29 protein-coding genes are annotated in these 17,292 nt (G+C 39.4%); 2 read left to right on the plus strand and 27 right to left on the minus strand.

Annotated elements, in window-relative coordinates; all coding sequences use genetic code 11:
* Window positions 1-3: 3 nt before the first annotated feature.
* The 26 genes from secY to rpsL all read right to left on the minus strand — a co-directional run bounded on the left by secY (window position 4) and on the right by rpsL (window position 15,552).
* Window positions 4-1,335 carry a preprotein translocase subunit SecY gene (secY, locus tag ACLCDL_RS13465; protein ID WP_423148861.1) on the minus strand — a complete coding sequence of 444 codons (1,332 nt, stop codon included), beginning with the start codon at window positions 1,333-1,335 and terminating at the stop codon, window positions 4-6.
* A gap of 3 nt (window positions 1,336-1,338) precedes the next feature.
* Window positions 1,339-1,785 (minus strand): 50S ribosomal protein L15, encoded by a 447-nt coding sequence (gene rplO / locus ACLCDL_RS13470; protein ID WP_423148862.1) that lies wholly within the window; start codon window positions 1,783-1,785, stop codon window positions 1,339-1,341.
* A gap of 2 nt (window positions 1,786-1,787) precedes the next feature.
* A complete protein-coding gene (gene rpmD / locus ACLCDL_RS13475) occupies window positions 1,788-1,967 on the minus strand; it encodes a 50S ribosomal protein L30 (protein ID WP_423148863.1) in 180 nt (59 codons plus the stop codon).
* Window positions 1,968-1,972: 5 nt separating this feature from the next.
* A complete protein-coding gene (rpsE, locus tag ACLCDL_RS13480; RefSeq protein WP_479725326.1) occupies window positions 1,973-2,491 on the minus strand; it encodes a 30S ribosomal protein S5 in 519 nt (172 codons plus the stop codon).
* 10 nt (window positions 2,492-2,501) lie between these two features.
* Window positions 2,502-2,855, minus strand: coding sequence for a 50S ribosomal protein L18 (gene rplR / locus ACLCDL_RS13485; protein WP_479725327.1), 354 nt, complete (start codon window positions 2,853-2,855; stop codon window positions 2,502-2,504).
* Between the two features lie 5 nt (window positions 2,856-2,860).
* A complete protein-coding gene (gene rplF, locus ACLCDL_RS13490; protein WP_423148864.1) occupies window positions 2,861-3,418 on the minus strand; it encodes a 50S ribosomal protein L6 in 558 nt (185 codons plus the stop codon).
* 18 nt (window positions 3,419-3,436) lie between these two features.
* Window positions 3,437-3,835 carry a 30S ribosomal protein S8 gene (gene rpsH, locus ACLCDL_RS13495; RefSeq protein WP_423148865.1) on the minus strand — a complete coding sequence of 133 codons (399 nt, stop codon included), beginning with the start codon at window positions 3,833-3,835 and terminating at the stop codon, window positions 3,437-3,439.
* A gap of 132 nt (window positions 3,836-3,967) precedes the next feature.
* The gene (rpsN, locus tag ACLCDL_RS13500; RefSeq protein ID WP_423148866.1) at window positions 3,968-4,237 is read right to left on the minus strand and encodes a 30S ribosomal protein S14; all 270 of its coding nucleotides are present in this window, start codon (window positions 4,235-4,237) and stop codon (window positions 3,968-3,970) included.
* Window positions 4,230-4,799 (minus strand): 50S ribosomal protein L5, encoded by a 570-nt coding sequence (gene rplE / locus ACLCDL_RS13505; RefSeq protein WP_423148867.1) that lies wholly within the window; start codon window positions 4,797-4,799, stop codon window positions 4,230-4,232. Before rplE ends, rpsN begins: the two co-directional genes overlap by 8 nt.
* The gene (gene rplX, locus ACLCDL_RS13510) at window positions 4,799-5,140 is read right to left on the minus strand and encodes a 50S ribosomal protein L24 (protein WP_423148868.1); all 342 of its coding nucleotides are present in this window, start codon (window positions 5,138-5,140) and stop codon (window positions 4,799-4,801) included. The genes rplE and rplX overlap by 1 nt, the downstream gene beginning before the upstream one ends.
* 1 nt (window position 5,141) lies before the next feature.
* The gene (gene rplN, locus ACLCDL_RS13515) at window positions 5,142-5,510 is read right to left on the minus strand and encodes a 50S ribosomal protein L14 (protein ID WP_423148869.1); all 369 of its coding nucleotides are present in this window, start codon (window positions 5,508-5,510) and stop codon (window positions 5,142-5,144) included.
* 1 nt (window position 5,511) lies between these two features.
* Window positions 5,512-5,766, minus strand: a complete 255-nt coding sequence (gene rpsQ, locus ACLCDL_RS13520) for a 30S ribosomal protein S17 (protein ID WP_423148870.1) — start codon at window positions 5,764-5,766, stop codon at window positions 5,512-5,514.
* Window positions 5,767-5,779: 13 nt separating this feature from the next.
* Entirely contained in the window at window positions 5,780-6,007 is a 228-nt protein-coding gene (rpmC, locus tag ACLCDL_RS13525; RefSeq protein ID WP_423148871.1) for a 50S ribosomal protein L29, read from the minus strand.
* Between the two features lie 86 nt (window positions 6,008-6,093).
* Window positions 6,094-6,516 carry a 50S ribosomal protein L16 gene (rplP, locus tag ACLCDL_RS13530; protein ID WP_423148872.1) on the minus strand — a complete coding sequence of 141 codons (423 nt, stop codon included), beginning with the start codon at window positions 6,514-6,516 and terminating at the stop codon, window positions 6,094-6,096.
* 37 nt (window positions 6,517-6,553) lie between these two features.
* Window positions 6,554-7,408: a 30S ribosomal protein S3 gene (gene rpsC, locus ACLCDL_RS13535; RefSeq protein ID WP_423148874.1), complete on the minus strand. Its 855-nt coding sequence runs from the start codon at window positions 7,406-7,408 to the stop codon at window positions 6,554-6,556.
* A 10-nt stretch (window positions 7,409-7,418) separates the two neighbouring features.
* Window positions 7,419-7,778 carry a 50S ribosomal protein L22 gene (gene rplV, locus ACLCDL_RS13540; protein ID WP_423148875.1) on the minus strand — a complete coding sequence of 120 codons (360 nt, stop codon included), beginning with the start codon at window positions 7,776-7,778 and terminating at the stop codon, window positions 7,419-7,421.
* 3 nt (window positions 7,779-7,781) lie between these two features.
* Window positions 7,782-8,048 carry a 30S ribosomal protein S19 gene (gene rpsS, locus ACLCDL_RS13545; protein ID WP_423148876.1) on the minus strand — a complete coding sequence of 89 codons (267 nt, stop codon included), beginning with the start codon at window positions 8,046-8,048 and terminating at the stop codon, window positions 7,782-7,784.
* On the minus strand, window positions 8,048-8,872 hold the full coding sequence (gene rplB / locus ACLCDL_RS13550; protein WP_423148877.1) for a 50S ribosomal protein L2: 825 nt from the start codon (window positions 8,870-8,872) through the stop codon (window positions 8,048-8,050). The genes rpsS and rplB overlap by 1 nt, the downstream gene beginning before the upstream one ends.
* A gap of 7 nt (window positions 8,873-8,879) precedes the next feature.
* Window positions 8,880-9,170: a 50S ribosomal protein L23 gene (gene rplW, locus ACLCDL_RS13555; RefSeq protein WP_423148878.1), complete on the minus strand. Its 291-nt coding sequence runs from the start codon at window positions 9,168-9,170 to the stop codon at window positions 8,880-8,882.
* Window position 9,171: 1 nt separating this feature from the next.
* A complete protein-coding gene (rplD, locus tag ACLCDL_RS13560) occupies window positions 9,172-9,801 on the minus strand; it encodes a 50S ribosomal protein L4 (RefSeq protein ID WP_423148879.1) in 630 nt (209 codons plus the stop codon).
* A 1-nt stretch (window position 9,802) separates the two neighbouring features.
* Window positions 9,803-10,420 carry a 50S ribosomal protein L3 gene (rplC, locus tag ACLCDL_RS13565; protein ID WP_423148881.1) on the minus strand — a complete coding sequence of 206 codons (618 nt, stop codon included), beginning with the start codon at window positions 10,418-10,420 and terminating at the stop codon, window positions 9,803-9,805.
* Between the two features lie 237 nt (window positions 10,421-10,657).
* The gene (locus tag ACLCDL_RS13570; protein ID WP_423148882.1) at window positions 10,658-11,914 is read right to left on the minus strand and encodes an NAD(P)-binding domain-containing protein; all 1,257 of its coding nucleotides are present in this window, start codon (window positions 11,912-11,914) and stop codon (window positions 10,658-10,660) included.
* Window positions 11,915-12,051: 137 nt separating this feature from the next.
* Window positions 12,052-12,357 (minus strand): 30S ribosomal protein S10, encoded by a 306-nt coding sequence (gene rpsJ, locus ACLCDL_RS13575; RefSeq protein WP_084237698.1) that lies wholly within the window; start codon window positions 12,355-12,357, stop codon window positions 12,052-12,054.
* 111 nt (window positions 12,358-12,468) lie between these two features.
* Complete coding sequence (gene fusA, locus ACLCDL_RS13580) at window positions 12,469-14,574, minus strand: elongation factor G (protein WP_423148883.1); 2,106 nt, start codon at window positions 14,572-14,574, stop codon at window positions 12,469-12,471.
* Between the two features lie 77 nt (window positions 14,575-14,651).
* Window positions 14,652-15,119: a 30S ribosomal protein S7 gene (gene rpsG / locus ACLCDL_RS13585; RefSeq protein WP_423148884.1), complete on the minus strand. Its 468-nt coding sequence runs from the start codon at window positions 15,117-15,119 to the stop codon at window positions 14,652-14,654.
* Between the two features lie 19 nt (window positions 15,120-15,138).
* A complete protein-coding gene (gene rpsL, locus ACLCDL_RS13590; protein WP_128769576.1) occupies window positions 15,139-15,552 on the minus strand; it encodes a 30S ribosomal protein S12 in 414 nt (137 codons plus the stop codon).
* Between the two features lie 323 nt (window positions 15,553-15,875).
* On the opposite strand from rpsL, the gene ACLCDL_RS13595 reads away from it, so the two are divergent.
* Together ACLCDL_RS13595 and ACLCDL_RS13600 are read left to right on the plus strand one after the other, a co-directional pair.
* The gene (locus ACLCDL_RS13595) at window positions 15,876-16,079 is read left to right on the plus strand and encodes a hypothetical protein (protein WP_423148885.1); all 204 of its coding nucleotides are present in this window, start codon (window positions 15,876-15,878) and stop codon (window positions 16,077-16,079) included.
* Window positions 16,076-16,537, plus strand: a complete 462-nt coding sequence (locus tag ACLCDL_RS13600) for a DUF6036 family nucleotidyltransferase (protein WP_423148886.1) — start codon at window positions 16,076-16,078, stop codon at window positions 16,535-16,537. The genes ACLCDL_RS13595 and ACLCDL_RS13600 overlap by 4 nt, the downstream gene beginning before the upstream one ends.
* A 48-nt stretch (window positions 16,538-16,585) precedes the next feature.
* On the opposite strand, the gene ACLCDL_RS13605 is transcribed toward ACLCDL_RS13600, so the two are convergent.
* Window positions 16,586-17,206 (minus strand): Uma2 family endonuclease, encoded by a 621-nt coding sequence (locus ACLCDL_RS13605; protein ID WP_423148887.1) that lies wholly within the window; start codon window positions 17,204-17,206, stop codon window positions 16,586-16,588.
* Window positions 17,207-17,292 lie beyond the last annotated feature (86 nt).

Genomic DNA, 17,292 nt, shown 5'->3' on the forward strand with positions numbered 1-17,292 from the left:
ACGTTATATCACCGGACCCGAACCAGTAGAAATCGCCGTGCGTCCTTTAACTCTTCCGGTTTTCATTAATCCGTCATAATGACGCATTAATAAATGGCTTTCAATCTGCTGCAATGTATCCAGCACTACTCCTACCAAAATCAGTAAAGAAGTTCCCCCATAGAAATGAGCGAATTGAGAATTTACTCCCAATAAAGTTGCAAATGCAGGCAATATCGCTATAATAGCTAAAAATATAGATCCCGGAAGTGTGATTTTTGAAATAACCGCATCAATATAATCACCCGTAGCCTTACCTGGTTTAACACCAGGAACAAATCCGCCGTTCTTCTTCATATCGTCAGACATTTGAACCGGATTTATTGTAATTGCTGTATAAAAAAACGTAAAAGCAATGATCAGGATGGCGAAAGTAACATTATAAGCAACAGAAGTATAATTGCTTAATGAAGTTAAAAACGAACCCTGCATTGAAGGAAAGAACTGCCCTACTGTAGCCGGAATAAACATAATTGCCTGAGCAAAAATAATAGGCATTACACCTGCCGCATTTACTTTTAACGGAATATACTGCCTTACACCACCATACTGCTTGTTTCCAACAATTTTCTTTGCATATTGTACAGGTACCTTTCTTGTACCCTGAACAATAAGAATGGTGAAAATCACTACGAAGAAAAGAGCTACAAGCTCAACAAGAAAAGGAATTATTCCCCCTTGTCCGCCCATACGAGAAGCAAACTCCTGAATGATTCCGCTTGGCAACTGGGCAATAATACCGATCATGATGATAAGAGAGATACCGTTGCCAATTCCTTTATCAGTTATTTTTTCACCAAGCCACATAACAAACATAGTTCCGGCTGTTAAAATAACCATAGATGAAATAGTAAACAGAGGCTCAGCCATCATTTTAGCCTCAGGTGCAATTTGGGTACGAACATAAGCAGTAGCTTGTACCGCAGCAATCAATACAGTTAAATATCTTGTTATCTGATTGATTTTCTTACGTCCGCTTTCACCCTCCTTTTGCATTTTCTGGAAGTAAGGAACAGCAATACCGAGAAGCTGAACAACAATGGAGGCAGAAATGTAAGGCATCACGCCAATCGCAAATATAGATGCTCTTGAAAATGACCCTCCCGCAAACATGTTAAGCAGCCCAAGAAGTCCTTCCTTGGCCTGTGTATTTTGAATAACATTGGCGTCAACTCCTGGAAGTACAACAAAAGAACCAATGCGATAAATTAAAAGAAATAAGAGTGTGTTTAAAATACGCACTCTTAAATCTTCAATCTTCCAGATATTGGATAAAGTTGTGATTAACTTTTTCATTTACTACAATTTTACAATTGCTCCACCAGCTGACTCGATTGCTTTTTGAGCAGTTTGGGTAAAAGCATGTGCTGTAATTTCCAGTTTGCTTGTCAGTTCTCCACGACCTAAGATTTTAACTTTGTCGTTTTTAGAAACAAGACCATGCTCTCTTAAAGTTGAAAAATCAATTGCAGTTAAATTAAATTTTTCTGCCAACCCCTGCAATACATCCAGGTTTACACCTACGTATTCCACACGATTGATATTTTTAAAGCCTACCTTTGGCAAGCGGCGCTGTAAAGGCATCTGTCCGCCTTCAAACCCAATTTTAGTTGAAGTACCTGAACGGGATCCCGCACCTTTATGACCACGTGTTGAAGTACCTCCACGGCCCGAACCAGTACCACGGCCTATACGCTTTTTATTTTTGGTTGAACCTTCTGCAGGTTTTAAGTTACTTAAGTTCATGATTAAATACTTTCTACTGCTACTAAATGATTAACTTTCCTTACCATCCCGATAATTGCCGGGGTAGCTTCTACTTCTACAGCCTGGTTGATCTTTTTCAAGCCCAATGCCTGCATAGTTTGTTTCTGGCGCTCGCTTCTGTCGATAACGCTTTTAATTTGAGTTATTCTGATCTTCGCCATGATGATTATCCGTTAAAAACTTTTTTAAGATCCACACCACGTTGCTGTGCTACTGTATAAGCATCACGCATTTGCGATAATGCTGAAACAGTTGCTTTTACCACGTTATGGGGGTTAGATGATCCTTTTGACTTTGCCAATACGTTATGTACACCGGCACTCTCCAATACGGCACGCATTGCACCACCGGCAATTACACCGGTACCGTTTGCTGCCGGTTTAATGAAAACATAACCGCCTGAAAACTTTCCGTATTGTTCGTGAGGTACTGTTCCGTTAATTACGGGAACTTTTACCAAATTCTTTTTTGCATCATCAATACCTTTAGCGATAGCTTCAGTTACCTCTTTTGCTTTACCAAGACCGTAGCCTACAACACCATTTTCATCTCCAACAACAACAATTGCTGAAAAACTGAAAGTACGCCCTCCCTTAGTAACTTTCGCTACACGCTGGATACTTACTAAGCGATCTTTTAATTCAATTTCGCTTGATTTTACTCTTTTTATATTAATTGTTGACATTCTTCTGAGATTAAAAGTTTAAACCAGCTTCACGTGCACCTTCGGCCAGTGACTTAACACGGCCATGATACAAATAACCGTTTCTATCGAAAACAACCTGATTGATGCCAGCCGCTACCGCCTTTTCACCCACCAGTTTGCCAACAGCTTTTGATTGGTCAATTTTAGTTCCGTTAGCAGAAAATTCTTTTGATAAAGATGACGCTGAAACTAAAGTTTTACCTGTTGTATCATCAATAATTTGGGCATAAATACCTTTATTGCTTCTGTACACTGATAAGCGTGGACGTTCAGCAGATCCGGACAATCTCTTTCTAATGCCTTGTTTAATTCGCTCTCTGCGAGATAATTTAATTCCTGCCATGATGATTATTTTTTAGATGCCGATTTACCTGCTTTTCTTCTAAGCTCTTCACCCACAAACTTAATACCTTTTCCTTTGTATGGTTCAGGAGCACGTAAGGAGCGTATTTTAGCAGCAACTTGTCCTAATAATTGTTTATCTATACTTTCTAAAATAATAGTTGGGTTTTTACCTTTTTCTGCAGTTGTAGCTACTTTAATTTCTTTTGGCAACTCAAATACATAATGGTGAGAATAACCAAGAACTAAGTCTAAGGTATTTCCCTGATTTGTTGCACGGTAACCTACACCTACTAATTCTTGTTCCAGTTTATATCCCTCGGTAACGCCTTTAACCATATTATTTATTAAAGCACGGTATAAACCATGTAATGCTTTATGGCGTTTCTGATCAGAAGGGCGCTGTACTAATACCTGTCCGTCCTCCTGAGCGATAGTTATATCTGAATCAACTTTTTGAGTTAATTCTCCTTTTGGTCCCTTCACTGTTACTACATTATCGTTAGATACTGTAACTGTTACACCAGCGGGGATTGCGATTGGGGCTTTTCCTACTCTTGACATCGTTAAGGCTCCTTATATTTAATAAACGTAACATAAAACTTCGCCACCGATGTTCATATTCCGGGCTTCCTTATCAGTCATTACACCTTTAGAAGTGGAAAGGATAGCGATCCCTAAACCATTTAAAACACGTGGCATATCGCCAACACCTGCATACTTTCTCAAACCGGGTTTACTCACACGTGTAATGGTGCGAATAGCAGGAACTCTGGTAATTGGATGATATTTCAAAGCTATTTTAATAATGCCCTGAGTATTGTTATCATCAAATTTATAGTTCGCGATGTAACCTTTGTCAAAAAGAACTTTTGTGATTTCTTTTTTGAGGTTTGATGCAGGAATTTCTACAACCCGATGGTTGGCCTTGATGGCATTCCTTACTCTTGTAAGATAATCTGCTATTGGATCTGTATTCATTTTTATTTGTTGTGATAGTGGTTTCCAGTGAGGACCTTCTACCGGTTAATATTTATATTATAAGTTGTATGTTATAAGTTTAAGCATAAGTGAAATACTTACAACTTAAAACCAAAAAACTTACAACTCTTTTTACCAGCTTGCTTTCTTTACGCCGGGAATTTTTCCAGCTAAGGCCATGTCACGAAAAGTAACACGGGAAATTCCAAACTGACGCATATATCCGCGGGGGCGGCCAGTAATTTTATCACGGTTATGCTGACGAACCGGAGAAGAGTTTTTTGGAAGTTTATCTAATCCAACCCAGTCTCCTGCGGCTTTTAAAGCAGCACGTTTTTCTGCATATTTGGCAACTAACCGTGCACGTTTAACGTCACGTGCTTTTACACCTTCTTTAGCCATTAGTAGTAGTATTTTGATTTTTAAATGGTAAACCAAATTGTTTTAATAACTCCAACGCTTCTACATCATTAGTTGCTGAAGTTACAAATGTTATATCCATACCCATTATCTTATTGATCTTATCAATATTGATTTCGGGGAAGATAATCTGTTCAGATATACCTAAAGTATAATTTCCGTGGCCATCAAATCCTTTATCGTTGATTCCTTTAAAATCGCGGATACGAGGCAATGCTACTGCAATTAAACGGTCAAGAAACTCATACATCTGGTTATCACGTAAAGTTACACGAACACCGATCGGCATTCCTTTACGTAATTTGAAGTTTGAAATATCCTTTTTGGACTTTGATGAAACAGCCTGCTGACCTGTAATGGTGCTAAGCTCATTAATTGCATTTTCAATTTGCTTCTTGTCAGTTGTGGCAGAACCAACGCCCTGGTTAATCGCAATTTTTTGCAATTTAGGAACCTGCATTACGCTTTTATACTGAAATTTCTCTTTCAGAGCGGTGCGGATCTCATCTTTATATTTTGATTTTAATCTTGGTACGTAAGTCATTACTTAATTTCCTCCCCAGATTTTTTTGCTATACGAACTGATTTACCCTCAGCATTTTTCTTTTTACCTACACGGCTTGGTTTTCCTGATTTAGGGTCAATAACCATCAGGTTAGAAATATGAATAGGAGCTTCTTGTTTTATTATACCGCCATTTGGATTTGCAGCACTCGGCTTAGTATGTTTAGATACCAAATTAGCACCTTCCACTATTGCTCTGTTTTCTTTCAACAGTACTTCCGAAACTTTTCCCTGTTTCCCTTTTGAATCTCCGGCAATAACCTGTACCAGGTCTCCTTTGCGGATTTTCAATTTAGGTTGTGTATTACTTTTTCTTTCCATTTTACAAAACCTCCGGTGCTAATGATACAATTTTCATGAATTGTTTTTCACGCAGTTCTCTCGCTACCGGACCGAAAATACGTGTTCCACGCGGCTCGTCCTGGTTGTTAAGTAATACTGCGGCGTTATCGTCGAAACGGATGTAAGAACCGTCTTTACGTCTTACTTCTTTTTTGGTTCTAACAACCACTGCTTTAGAAACAGTTCCTTTTTTAACGTTACCTGATGGAAGCGCACTTTTTACGGTCACAACAATTTTGTCACCCAAAGAAGCATAACGCTTTCCGGTACCGCCTAAAACACGGATCACTAAAACTTCTTTAGCTCCGCTGTTGTCAGCAACATTCAGTCTTGATTCCTGTTGTACCATGTTACTTAGCCCTTTCTAAAATTTCAACTAATCTCCAGTTCTTTGTCTTACTCAGAGGACGAGTTTCCATGATTAACACAGTATCACCAATACCACATGTGTTAGCCTCGTCATGAGCCATAAATTTGGTAGTTTTCTTCACGAACTTACCATAAATCGGGTGCTTCACTTTCCGCTCAACAGCAACTACGATAGATTTATCCATCTTGTTGCTAACCACCAACCCGATACGAGTTTTTCTTAATTTTCTTTCCATTTCGACTCTAAAGTTATTCAGTTTCAGAAGCGGACTGAGTGTCGGCAGCTGTTACCGCCTTACGTTTAGTCAATTCTGTGTTTAAGCGAGCAATGTCTTTTCTGATCTTACCTATACGTGAAGGATTTTCAATTGCAGATACCGCGTGGGCAAACTTTAATTTTCTAAGGTTTGCTCTTTCTTCGCTGATCCTCGCAACGATCTCTTCGCTTGAAAGCTCTAAAATTTCTGAGTTTTTCATCTCTTTTATAATATTATAAGTTGTAAGTTTTAAGTTGCAGGTTGTAAGTGTTGACTTATAACTTAGAACCTAATCTTATAACTTGTTTATGCTTCTACGTAATCTCTACGTATTACAAATTTAGTTTGAACTGGTAGTTTTTGAGCGGCTAAACGTAATGCCTCTTTAGCTACTTCTAAAGGCACACCTTCAGCTTCAAATATCATTCTTCCAGGACGCACAACTGCCACCCAATATTCAGGTGCACCTTTACCTTTACCCATACGTACCTCTGCAGGTTTTTTAGTAACCGGCTTGTCAGGGAAAATACGTATCCAAACCTGACCTTCACGTTTCATAAAACGGGTAACTGCAATACGTGCTGCTTCAATCTGACGGCTGGTTATCCAGGCTGGTTCTAATGATTTTATTCCAAAAGAACCGAATGCAAGCTCTGCCCCACGAGTGGCCAGACCTTTCATTTTGCCTTTTTGCATCTTTCTGAACTTCGTTCTCTTTGGCTGTAACATGTTCTTATTTTTTTATCGAAACGACGTCTTTAATTAATTATTTCTTTCCTCTGAAGCCACCCTGACCTCCGCCACGGTTTTGCCCGCCACGATTTTGTCCCTGACCTCCGCGATTCTGTCCGCCGCGATTATCTCCACCACGTCTGTCATTACCTCCGCGTCTGTCATTGCCACCGCCACGTCTTTCACCGCCACCAAATGAAGCAGCACCTTCTGCTCTTCCTCTTGTGTTTGAAGTTTGTCCGATGTTTGGAGAAAGATCACGTTTTCCGTAAACCTCACCTTTACAAATCCAAACTTTAACACCGATCTTACCGTAGGTTGTATGTGCTTCTGCCAATGCGTAATCAATATCCGCACGGAATGTATGCAATGGAATTCTTCCTTCCTTGTACTGTTCGGTACGTGCCATTTCTGCACCTCCCAAACGGCCGGAACACATTACTTTAATTCCTTCTGCACCCATACGCATAGTGGATGCGATTGCAGTTTTCATTGCACGACGGAAAGAAATACGAGCTTCCAACTGTTTTGCAATACCTTCTGCCACCAGTTGTGCATCTAATTCCGGACGTTTTATCTCAAAGATGTTAATCTGAACATCTTTTTTAGTAAGCTTCTTTAACTCTTCTTTGATCTTGTCAACTTCCTGTCCACCTTTACCAATTACGATTCCAGGACGTGCTGTATGAATAGTTACGGTAATACGCTTTAACGTACGCTCAATAACTAACTTTGCAACGCCACCTTTTGAAATACGAACTGATAAGTATTTACGAATCTTTTCATCTTCAACTAATTTATCGGAGTAGTTGTTGCCACCGAACCAATTAGAATCCCAACCTTTGATGATTCCTAATCTGTTACCTATTGGATGTGCTTTTTGTCCCATTTCTACTCAATTAGTTTTGTGTTTCAAGATTCTTGCTATCTACTACAAGGGTAACGTGGTTAGAACGTTTACGTATTCTGTATCCACGGCCTTGCGGTGCTGGTCTGAGTCTTTTTAACTGACGACCGCCGTCAACGAATACTGTTTTCACAAACAATCCGCTGTCTTCAGGGCGCTGACCTTCGTTTTTAGCTTCCCAATTTTTAATGGCCGACAATAATAGTTTCTCAACTCTCTGTGCAGCTTCTTTATTTGTATACTTTAAAATGTATAACGCTTTTTCTACACGCTCACCGCGGATCAGGTCAACAACCAGTCTCATTTTACGAGGTGAGGTAGGGCAATTATTTAATTTTGCTACTGCTTCCATTGCTTATTTTTTCTTTTCAGCGTGACCTCTAAATGTTCTGGTTGGAGCAAATTCTCCCAACTTGTGACCAACCATGTTTTCTGTTACATACACCGGGATAAACTTATTTCCGTTATGAACAGCAAATGTATGTCCAACAAAATCCGGTGATATCATTGATCTGCGAGACCATGTTTTAATCACTGATTTTTTGTTGCTTTCATTCTGAGAAAGTACTTTACCTTCTAAGTTATGATCTATATAAGGGCCTTTTTTAACCGAACGAGCCATTATTTTTTCCTCCCTTCAATTATATAACGATTTGAGGTTTTCTTTTTATTACGGGTTTTGTAGCCTTTTGCTAATACACCGGTTCTTGAGCGAGGGTGACCTCCTGATGCTCTACCTTCACCACCTCCCATAGGGTGATCTACCGGATTCATTGCAACCCCTCTTACTCTCGGACGACGTCCTAACCAGCGTTTTCTACCTGCTTTACCTAACACCTCGTTAGATTTTTCAGAGTTAGAAACAGTACCGATAGTAGCCATACAAGTTGCAAGGATCATACGGGTTTCACCTGAAGGCAATTTGATAATAGCATATTTACCATCCCTTGCAGAAAGCTGGGCATATGTACCTGCACTTCTTGCAATAGACGCACCCTGACCAGGATTCAATTCAATGTTATGAATGATTGAACCAAGAGGAATACTTTTTAATGGAAGCGCATTTCCTACTTCCGGAGCAACAGCCTCACCAGAAATAATTGTCTGGCCAACTTGTAAACCTTCCGGAGCGATGATGTAACGCTTCTCGCCATCTGCATAATTTACAAGGGCGATACGTGCGGTACGGTTTGGATCGTACTCAATTGTGGCAACAGTTGCGGGGATATCTTTTTTATCGCGTTTAAAATCAATCAATCGGTATGACTTTTTATGTCCCCCACCGAGATAACGCATAGTCATTTTACCGGTATTATTTCTACCACCTGACTTCTTGATTGCAACAACTAACGATTTTTCAGGAACGTTGGTTGTAACATCCGAATAGTCTCCGCCTACTCTGAAACGAGTACCTGGGGTAACCGGTTTAAATCTTCTAACTGCCATGTTCTAATTAAATATTGCTGTAAAAGTCAATAGTTTCACCATCTTTAAGCGTTACAATAGCCTTTTTAAATTTGGCTGCCTTACCGGTAACTGTACCGGCTTTAGTGTAACGGCTTTTTGTTTTTCCAGATACCACGATGGTGTTAATCGCTTCAACGTTTACACCATACATTTGCTCAATTGCCGTCTTGATCTGCAATTTGTTGGCTCTGTGATCTACTTTAAATGCATACCTATTTAACTTCTCAGTTAAAATCGATGCCTTTTCTGTTAAAATAGGTTTCTTTAAAATTTCCATATTACTTGGCCAGTGCCTCCTCCAATGTTTTAACAGAACCTGTAGTTAACAAAAGTTTGCCTGCGTTCAATACATCATACGTATTTAACTGATCAGCAGTGATTACTTTTGCTTTCTTTAAATTTCTGCTTGATAAATACACGTTGTTACTAGCAGCTGGTAAAACCAAAAGCGTTTTTTCAGTAGCAACATTCAGATCTGTTACTAATTTTATATAGTTTTTAGTTTTTACAGTATCAAATGTAAAATCTTCAAGAACTACGATATTATTATCTTTCGCTTTATATGATAAGGCTGATTTACGAGCCAGTTGCTTTAATTTCTTATTCAACTTAAAGCTGTAATCACGCGGCTGAGGGCCAAATACACGACCGCCACCATTAAATAACGGCGATTTGATATTACCTGCACGTGCACCGCCTGTTCCTTTTTGTTTATGTAATTTACGGGTTGACCCGGCAATTTCATTACGTTGCTTAGATTTATGAGTACCCTGACGCTGATTTGCAAGGTATTGTTTCACATCTAAGTAAATTGCATGATCGTTAGGCTCTACACCGAAAACCGCTTCAGGAAGTTGCACCTTGGCACCTGTTTCTTTACCTGAAATATTTACTACCTTAACTTCCATCTTATTTATCCACGATTACATAAGAACCTTTAGCTCCGGGAACAGAACCACTAACTACTAATAAATTTTGTTCTGGATAAATTTTCAAAACCTGCAGGTTCTGAACTTTAACGCGGGCTCCGCCAGTACGGCCTGCCATACGCATTCCTTTAAACACGCGTGATGGCCAGGATGAAGCTCCCAATGAACCTGGTGCTCTTAACCTGTTGTGCTGACCGTGAGTTTGCATACCCACCCCGCCAAAACCATGACGCTTAACAACACCCTGAAAACCTTTACCTTTTGAAGTACCAACCACATCTACGAAGTCGCCTTCAGCAAAAATTTCTACAGTTACAGTATCGCCCAAACTTTTTTCATCTTCAAACGTTTTAAACTCCACAAGCTTGCGCTTTGGAGTTGTGTTTGCTTTTGAAAAATGTCCTTTTAATGCTGCAGAGGTGTTTTTTTCCTTCTTTTCATCAAACGCTAACTGAACGGCATCATATCCGTCTTTGTCAGCAGTGCGAAGGTGCGTTACAACGCAAGGGCCAGCTTCGATAACCGTACACGGAATATTTCTTCCGTCGGCATCAAAAATGCTGGTCATTCCTACTTTTTTTCCAATAATTCCTGACATTTTCTTTTAAATCTTTTTCGCCCATCGAAGCAGTAGGGCTTCGTTCAAGGCATAGTAAACCCCTCAAAGGGAGGGCAAAGATAGAAAAGATTAATTAATTCTCAAATACTTAGGAAGTTATTTTTTAAAAAATATATACTTCCTGATAAGAAGATAGCAGTAGTAAACAGGGCGCATTTCAAACTCCTTCGTCAAGGATGGAATTCCTTTATTAAGGAAAAATTTTATTGTCTACGCTTACTTACTTAATTTCTGAATCAATCTGGAGCTTTGTTTTGCTCCTTCCTGTAATCTGTCGGCAAAAAAGTCCTGAACCTGATTAAAGTGAGTCAGGTAACCATTCATGTCGCCGTATTCGATGATAGAAGCCCATTCGCGAACAGCAGAATGAAATTCAAGATCGTCGGCACGAATGCTTTTATTATATAAAGCAGTATGGATAGTTTCTTCCAGAAGGCCGTTATTTTTAAAAAGATACTCTGTTATTCCTAAACGCAACCGGAATGGCGGAGTCTGGCAAATTAAATTTTCGTAGGGATTTATCTTCAGCTGATGCCATGCATCAACCATTGCCAGCAAACTTAAATGCGAGTTAGGGATCTGCGAGGCTATTTCTTCATTCATGTGAAAATCAGCCATAACAGTATCGTCTAACGTGATAAAATCCCTTTCACCATGAAAAACGAACTCACTCGCAGTCTTAATTCTATTCCTGAACTCTGCTTCCTTCTCACAAATCATTAGCTTAAAAAGCTCAGACTCCGATTTGGCATACTGCCTTACCTGCTTTTTGGCAAACGGATTGAGAATCGCCAGACCCGCATAAACATGCGCTTTATAACTGAAAATACGAAGAGTTGTAAGTATTTTTACGTTATCTATTCCGGTTGAATACGCTCCGTGATCCCAGGGATAAACGCCGGCATTTTTCCAGGCTGTTCCCATGCTTTCGAAACCCATGTGGGTTACTGCCTGCGTGTCTGCCATTATTTGATCATGCAGCAGATAGGATTCAATTTCAATAATTTCAGATCCTAACGCCTTGTAAATCTCCAAAGCCTGATTATATATTTCCTTTTTAACCCGGTGAGGCACCACGACCAGTTTTTGCCCAGCGGTAGAAAAAGCCGGCCCGTGCAATGAATGGCAGGTACATATTGAAGTTGTTTCGGGCAGGTATTTCTCAAAAGCATCTATTTCCGGATGCTTGACAGAAGTTTGACCACCTACAATTGCATTTGCTTTTACATAATCGGCGGTAGCCATAACCACCTCTTTAATTTTAGCAGCTTCAACAGAATATAAAAGAAAATCCGCCTGGCGGGCTACACTTACAGAATCGGGAAGAATTTTAACGGTTGTATTTTCAAATTTTTTTACGAGTTCTGGGTAACGTTCAGGTAAATCAGAACCATACACCTCATAACCCTGCTGTGCCCATTGCAAAGCACACAGTGAACCGATATCTCCTAATCCGATGATTCCAATGATCATGCCGCTAAGATAATTACAAATAGTAGTTTAGGAAATAAAGTTATTTTGAATTAGCGATAATGACTATAGAAATACAGAAACAAAAAAAACCGCTTTCAAATTACGAAAGCGGTCTCTACTTCTTAAATCGTATGTAATTAAACCTTGATTTCTACTTCAACACCACTTGGAAGTTCAAGTTTCATCAACGCATCTACAGTTTTAGAGTTGGAGCTATAAATATCCAAAAGCCTTTTGTAAGCGCATAACTGAAACTGCTCACGAGCTTTTTTGTTAACGTGTGGTGAACGCAAAACAGTGAAAACTTTCTTTTCAGTTGGAAGCGGAATCGGACCACTTACCACGGCGCCTGTAGGCTTTACAGTTTTTACGATTTTTTCTGCTGATTTATCAACCAGATTGTAATCGTACGACTTTAATTTAATTCTGATTCTTTGGCTCATTTTTGTTTTTGTTTTTTATTCCTGCAATAAGAGCTATTAATTATTACAGGTGTTTATTTTAAAAGCGAAGAGCAGAGAGCAAAGTATACTCTCGGTTCTTCGCATTATGCGTTATGCATTAACTGACTTGCCTTTTGATTTAGCAATTACTTCGTCCTGAACGTTCTTAGGAGCTGGCTCGTAGTGGTCAAACTCCATAGTTGAAGTTGCACGGCCTGAAGTGATAGTACGTAACTGGGTTACATAACCAAACATTTCAGAAAGCGGAACCAAAGCTTTGATCACCTGAGAACCGGCACGTGTATCCATACCCTGTAACTGTCCCCGGCGACGGTTTAAGTCTCCCATTACATCCCCCATGTTTTCTTCCGGAGTAAGAACCTCAATTTTCATGATGGGCTCCATCAATACCGGCTTACATTTTGGCAATGCTTCACGGAATGCAGAACGAGCCGCAATTTCGAAAGACAGTGAATCTGAATCGACAGCGTGGAACGATCCGTCAACTAAACGAACCTTCATGTCTGTTACAGGGAAACCTGCTAACACACCATTGCTCATAGAAGCTGCAAATCCTTTTTCAACTGAAGGGATATACTCACGAGGGATAGCACCACCTACAATCTCATTAACAAACTGAAGTCCGGTTTTTCCTTCATCCACCGGTGAGATGATTACCTGAATATCCGCGAATTTACCACGACCACCAGTTTGTTTTTTGTAAGTTTCACGATGCTGAACTGTTCCGGTAATTGCCTCTTTATAAGCAACCTGCGGCGCTCCCTGGTTAACTTCTACTTTGAACTCGCGTTTTAGACGGTCCATAATAATATCCAGGTGAAGCTCACCCATTCCTGAAATAACAGTCTGGCCGGTATCTTCGTCTGTTTTAACCTGGAACGTAGGATCCTCTTCAGCTAATTTACCAAGAGCAAGGCCTAATTTGTCCATATCCGCCTGAGTTTTTGGCTCAATAGCTAAACCAATTACAGGCTCAGGGAACTGCATAGATTCAAGAACGATAGGCGATTTTTCATCGCATAGCGTATCTCCGGTTTTGATATCCTTAAAACCAACTACTGCAGCAATATCTCCCGCACCTACATTAGGGATAGGGTTTTGCTTGTTGGCATGCATCTGGAAAATACGTGAAATACGCTCCTTATTTTCAGAACGGGCATTGTAAACGTAAGAACCAGCTTCGAGATTACCTGAGTAAACACGAATAAAGCAAAGACGACCTACAAACGGATCGGTAGCAATTTTGAATGCCAATGCTGCAAAAGGCTCTTTTACATCTGGTTTACGTGAAACTTCTTCTCCAGTGTTAGGATTAGTTCCTGTGATCGCCTCCTGATCAAGCGGTGAAGGAAGTAATTCCATCACATAATCAAGCATCGTTTGCACACCTTTATTCTTGAAAGATGAACCGCAGGTCATCGGAACGATTTTACCAGCTAAAGTAGCCTGGCGCAATGCGTCAAGAACTTCACGCTCAGTAATGGTAGATGGATCATCAAAGAATTTCTCCATCAATGTTTCATCGTATTCTGCTACAGCTTCAAGAAGTTTTTCTCTCCATTCGTTTGCTTCATCAATCAAATCATCAGGAATAGGAACTTCTGTAAAGGTCATTCCTTTATCGTGCTCATTCCATACGATTCCGCGGAAGTTAATTAAATCAACAACCCCTTTAAACTGATCTTCAGCACCGATAGGAATTTGAAGAGGTACAGCGTGGCTGCCTAACATTTCTCTAACTTGCTTAACAACCTTTAGGAAGTCAGCACCAGATCGGTCCATTTTATTAACGAAACCGATACGAGGCACATTGTAATTGTTAGCCAGGCGCCAGTTAGTTTCTGATTGTGGCTCAACACCATCAACCGCAGAAAATAAGAATACCAGTCCGTCTAACACACGAAGGGAACGGTTTACCTCAACGGTAAAATCCACGTGTCCGGGAGTATCAATAACGTTTACCTGGTATTTGTTATTTCTGTAATTCCAGAATACAGTTGTTGCTGCAGAAGTGATGGTGATTCCGCGTTCTGCTTCCTGAACCATCCAGTCCATAGTAGAAGCTCCTTCATGCACCTCACCAATTTTATGATTTACACCTGCATAATACAGGATACGCTCGGTAGTGGTAGTTTTACCAGCATCAATGTGAGCAGCAATCCCGATATTTCTTGTATATTTTAAATCTCTTGCCATGTTTTTAATTATTGAAAGATTGAATTATTGAAAGATTGATATTCACTCATTCAGTCATTCTATCATTCAGTCATTGTTTAAAATCTAAAGTGCGAGAAGGCTTTGTTAGCTTCTGCCATCTTGTGGGTATCTTCTTTCTTTTTCACTGCTGCACCTTCACCTTTAGAAGCAGAGATAATTTCACCAGCCAGCTTTTCCATCATGGTTTTTTCTCCGCGACGACGGGCATATAAAATCAACCATTTCATTCCCAGCGCAATTTTACGTTCAGGACGAACTTCTGTTGGAACCTGGAAGTTAGCACCACCTACACGGCGAGATTTAACCTCAACAGCAGGCATAACATTGTTTAACGCTTTTTTCCATGCTTCTAACCCACTTTCGTTGGTTCTTTTTTCTACAAGCTCAACTGCATCGTAAAAAATTGAATAAGCAATAGACTTTTTCCCGTCGTACATCATGTTATTTACAAAACGGGTTACCATCACGTCATTGAATTTCGGATCAGGCAGGATAATACGTTTTTTTGGTTTCGACTTTCTCATTTCTGTTATCCTCCTTTACTTATTTCTTTTTACCTTTTGCAGGAGCCGCTGCCGCTTGTCCTGGTTTAGGGCGTTTAGTACCATATTTAGAACGACGCTGATTTCTTCCGTTAACACCGGAAGTATCCAGTGCACCACGAATGATGTGGTAACGTACACCTGGCAAATCCTTAACACGACCACCACGGATCAATACGATTGAGTGCTCCTGCAAGTTGTGTCCTTCACCCGGAATGTAAGCGTTTACCTCTTTTCCGTTTGTTAAACGTACACGGGCAACTTTACGCATCGCTGAGTTTGGTTTTTTAGGGGTAGTGGTGTATACACGGGTACACACGCCTCTTCGCTGTGGACAGCTGTCCAACGCCGGGGATTTACTCTTATCCTCCAGAGCTACTCTACCTTTCCTAACTAATTGTTGAATAGTAGGCATTTACTGTTTTTTTAATTTAATTTATTTGCTTTTATTCTATATTTTTTCGCACACAAAATGTGTATGCTAAAAAGGAATGCAAAAGTAGAAACTTAATTTTGATTTTCAAGCGGTTAATTGAAAAAAAGTTGGAGTGTTGTAGGTTATAGGGGCGGAAGATTTAAAGAGAGCAGGCAAAGAAATAGTATCAATATTGCGGTGCACTACTATTTTCGAACATACATATATACTTGTGCTATTATAAGATTGGTTATTAATATCAATTAAGAAACTTATCAATTTTACCCCTAATTTTGAGTATTTTTGATTACATTATAATCAAAATGGAGAATAAAAAAAAAATTGCTATTGTTGTTAGCCAGGTTAAGATGGAAGAAGAGGACGATTTAGACCTTTTATTCTGGCTGAATAAAAATGCATCTGAGCGTCTTCAGGAAGTTTATCGTTTACGCAAAATGTACTTCACATCACACAAGTGCTCCTTTCCTGCCAAAATAGAAAAAGTAGCCAATAAAAGGCCATTATGATATTCGAACCCGATTTTGTTGATTTTATAGAATTATTGAATAAGCATCAGGTTGAATATTTGATTGTCGGCGCTCATGCCTTAGCTTTTCATGGCAGGCCAAGACATACGGGAGATTTAGATATCTGGATAAAGCCAGCGCCTGACAATGCACTAAAAGTAGTAAATGTAATTAATGATTTTGGCTTTAGTTCATTAGGGCTGATTGCAGAAGACTTTATTAGAGAAAATTACGTAACTCAGTTAGGCTATCCTCCGCTGAGAATTGATATTCTTAATTCTATTTCAGGAGTAACATTTGAGCTGGCTTATAAAAACAGGATACAAGGGGAGTTTGATGGGTTACAAATACCTTTCATTAGTATTCAGGATTTTATTCAAAACAAAAAATCGACAGGCAGAAATAAAGATTTGGGAGATATTGACTTACTTCAAAAGCACAAGAAGGATAACGGATAGTAGCAGAAACTCCAGTTTTAATGCTATAAATACGTCTTCACTTATTCCTTAATCCTCAAAAACCTCATCCAGATTTAATTCAAAACCGGGTAGCACTTCAGATGACACCTTTTCGCTTAAAGTAAATAACCTGGAAGGATTGAATCTTCCATTTTGATCGAGCGTATATTTCAGGAATGTCTTATCGGCAGGACTAACAACCCAGTACTCTTTAACACCAAATTCTTCATAAACCTGATATTTATAGAGTAATTCTTTTTTATTATTTCCCGGCGATAGTATTTCAACTACAATGTCTGGAGCACCGATACAACCCCGTTCGTCCAGTTTAGCAGGATTACAGATTACACAAATATCAGGTTGCAATACGGTATAAATGTCTTTATCATCTTTGCTCTCTTTTGGAAAACGAACGTCAAAGGGAGCGGTATAAACTTTACAGGGTTTATTTCCTAAATAATTAAAGAGCGATGAAGAAATATAAATGGAAACCTGCTGATGAAGCCTCGAAGGCTCGGGACTCATCTTAAATATCTTCCCTTTAATCAGTTCAACACGTTCATCAAACAGCCAGGTAAGATAGTTGGCGTAGCTATACGTTAATGATTCGTCTAAATCATTAAAAGAAAGGACTTCCTTTTTATTAATATAACTTCCAGATTCTGACATAGATTTATCAAATATACCCAATATTCATCCGTTTATCTTTTCACAACTTCAAGAAAGTTTAAAACTTTGCTAAAGCAATAATACTA

The organism is Rubrilithobacter danxiaensis (assembly GCF_047272945.1).
In the GTDB taxonomy this organism is placed as follows: domain Bacteria; phylum Bacteroidota; class Bacteroidia; order Sphingobacteriales; family Sphingobacteriaceae; genus Rubrolithibacter; species Rubrolithibacter danxiaensis.

Excerpts from the sequence above, each read along its gene's own strand:
- secY (WP_423148861.1), bottom strand. The coding sequence starts at position 1,335 with ATGAAAAAGTTAATCACAACTTTATCCAATATCTGGAAGATTGAAGAT.
- rplO (WP_423148862.1), bottom strand. The coding sequence starts at position 1,785 with ATGAACTTAAGTAACTTAAAACCTGCAGAAGGTTCAACCAAAAATAAA.
- rpmD (WP_423148863.1), bottom strand. The coding sequence starts at position 1,967 with ATGGCGAAGATCAGAATAACTCAAATTAAAAGCGTTATCGACAGAAGC.
- rpsE (WP_479725326.1), bottom strand. The coding sequence starts at position 2,491 with ATGTCAACAATTAATATAAAAAGAGTAAAATCAAGCGAAATTGAATTA.
- rplR (WP_479725327.1), bottom strand. The coding sequence starts at position 2,855 with ATGGCAGGAATTAAATTATCTCGCAGAGAGCGAATTAAACAAGGCATT.
- rplF (WP_423148864.1), bottom strand. The coding sequence starts at position 3,418 with ATGTCAAGAGTAGGAAAAGCCCCAATCGCAATCCCCGCTGGTGTAACA.
- rpsH (WP_423148865.1), bottom strand. The coding sequence starts at position 3,835 with ATGAATACAGATCCAATAGCAGATTATCTTACAAGAGTAAGGAATGCC.
- rpsN (WP_423148866.1), bottom strand. The coding sequence starts at position 4,237 with ATGGCTAAAGAAGGTGTAAAAGCACGTGACGTTAAACGTGCACGGTTA.
- rplE (WP_423148867.1), bottom strand. The coding sequence starts at position 4,799 with ATGACTTACGTACCAAGATTAAAATCAAAATATAAAGATGAGATCCGC.
- rplX (WP_423148868.1), bottom strand. The coding sequence starts at position 5,140 with ATGGAAAGAAAAAGTAATACACAACCTAAATTGAAAATCCGCAAAGGA.
- rplN (WP_423148869.1), bottom strand. The coding sequence starts at position 5,510 with ATGGTACAACAGGAATCAAGACTGAATGTTGCTGACAACAGCGGAGCT.
- rpsQ (WP_423148870.1), bottom strand. The coding sequence starts at position 5,766 with ATGGAAAGAAAATTAAGAAAAACTCGTATCGGGTTGGTGGTTAGCAAC.
- rpmC (WP_423148871.1), bottom strand. The coding sequence starts at position 6,007 with ATGAAAAACTCAGAAATTTTAGAGCTTTCAAGCGAAGAGATCGTTGCG.
- rplP (WP_423148872.1), bottom strand. The coding sequence starts at position 6,516 with ATGTTACAGCCAAAGAGAACGAAGTTCAGAAAGATGCAAAAAGGCAAA.
- rpsC (WP_423148874.1), bottom strand. The coding sequence starts at position 7,408 with ATGGGACAAAAAGCACATCCAATAGGTAACAGATTAGGAATCATCAAA.
- rplV (WP_423148875.1), bottom strand. The coding sequence starts at position 7,778 with ATGGAAGCAGTAGCAAAATTAAATAATTGCCCTACCTCACCTCGTAAA.
- rpsS (WP_423148876.1), bottom strand. The coding sequence starts at position 8,048 with ATGGCTCGTTCGGTTAAAAAAGGCCCTTATATAGATCATAACTTAGAA.
- rplB (WP_423148877.1), bottom strand. The coding sequence starts at position 8,872 with ATGGCAGTTAGAAGATTTAAACCGGTTACCCCAGGTACTCGTTTCAGA.
- rplW (WP_423148878.1), bottom strand. The coding sequence starts at position 9,170 with ATGGAAATTTTAAAGAAACCTATTTTAACAGAAAAGGCATCGATTTTA.
- rplD (WP_423148879.1), bottom strand. The coding sequence starts at position 9,801 with ATGGAAGTTAAGGTAGTAAATATTTCAGGTAAAGAAACAGGTGCCAAG.
- rplC (WP_423148881.1), bottom strand. The coding sequence starts at position 10,420 with ATGTCAGGAATTATTGGAAAAAAAGTAGGAATGACCAGCATTTTTGAT.
- ACLCDL_RS13570 (WP_423148882.1), bottom strand. The coding sequence starts at position 11,914 with ATGATCATTGGAATCATCGGATTAGGAGATATCGGTTCACTGTGTGCT.
- rpsJ (WP_084237698.1), bottom strand. The coding sequence starts at position 12,357 with ATGAGCCAAAGAATCAGAATTAAATTAAAGTCGTACGATTACAATCTG.
- fusA (WP_423148883.1), bottom strand. The coding sequence starts at position 14,574 with ATGGCAAGAGATTTAAAATATACAAGAAATATCGGGATTGCTGCTCAC.
- rpsG (WP_423148884.1), bottom strand. The coding sequence starts at position 15,119 with ATGAGAAAGTCGAAACCAAAAAAACGTATTATCCTGCCTGATCCGAAA.
- rpsL (WP_128769576.1), bottom strand. The coding sequence starts at position 15,552 with ATGCCTACTATTCAACAATTAGTTAGGAAAGGTAGAGTAGCTCTGGAG.
- ACLCDL_RS13595 (WP_423148885.1), top strand. The coding sequence starts at position 15,876 with ATGGAGAATAAAAAAAAAATTGCTATTGTTGTTAGCCAGGTTAAGATG.
- ACLCDL_RS13600 (WP_423148886.1), top strand. The coding sequence starts at position 16,076 with ATGATATTCGAACCCGATTTTGTTGATTTTATAGAATTATTGAATAAG.
- ACLCDL_RS13605 (WP_423148887.1), bottom strand. The coding sequence starts at position 17,206 with ATGTCAGAATCTGGAAGTTATATTAATAAAAAGGAAGTCCTTTCTTTT.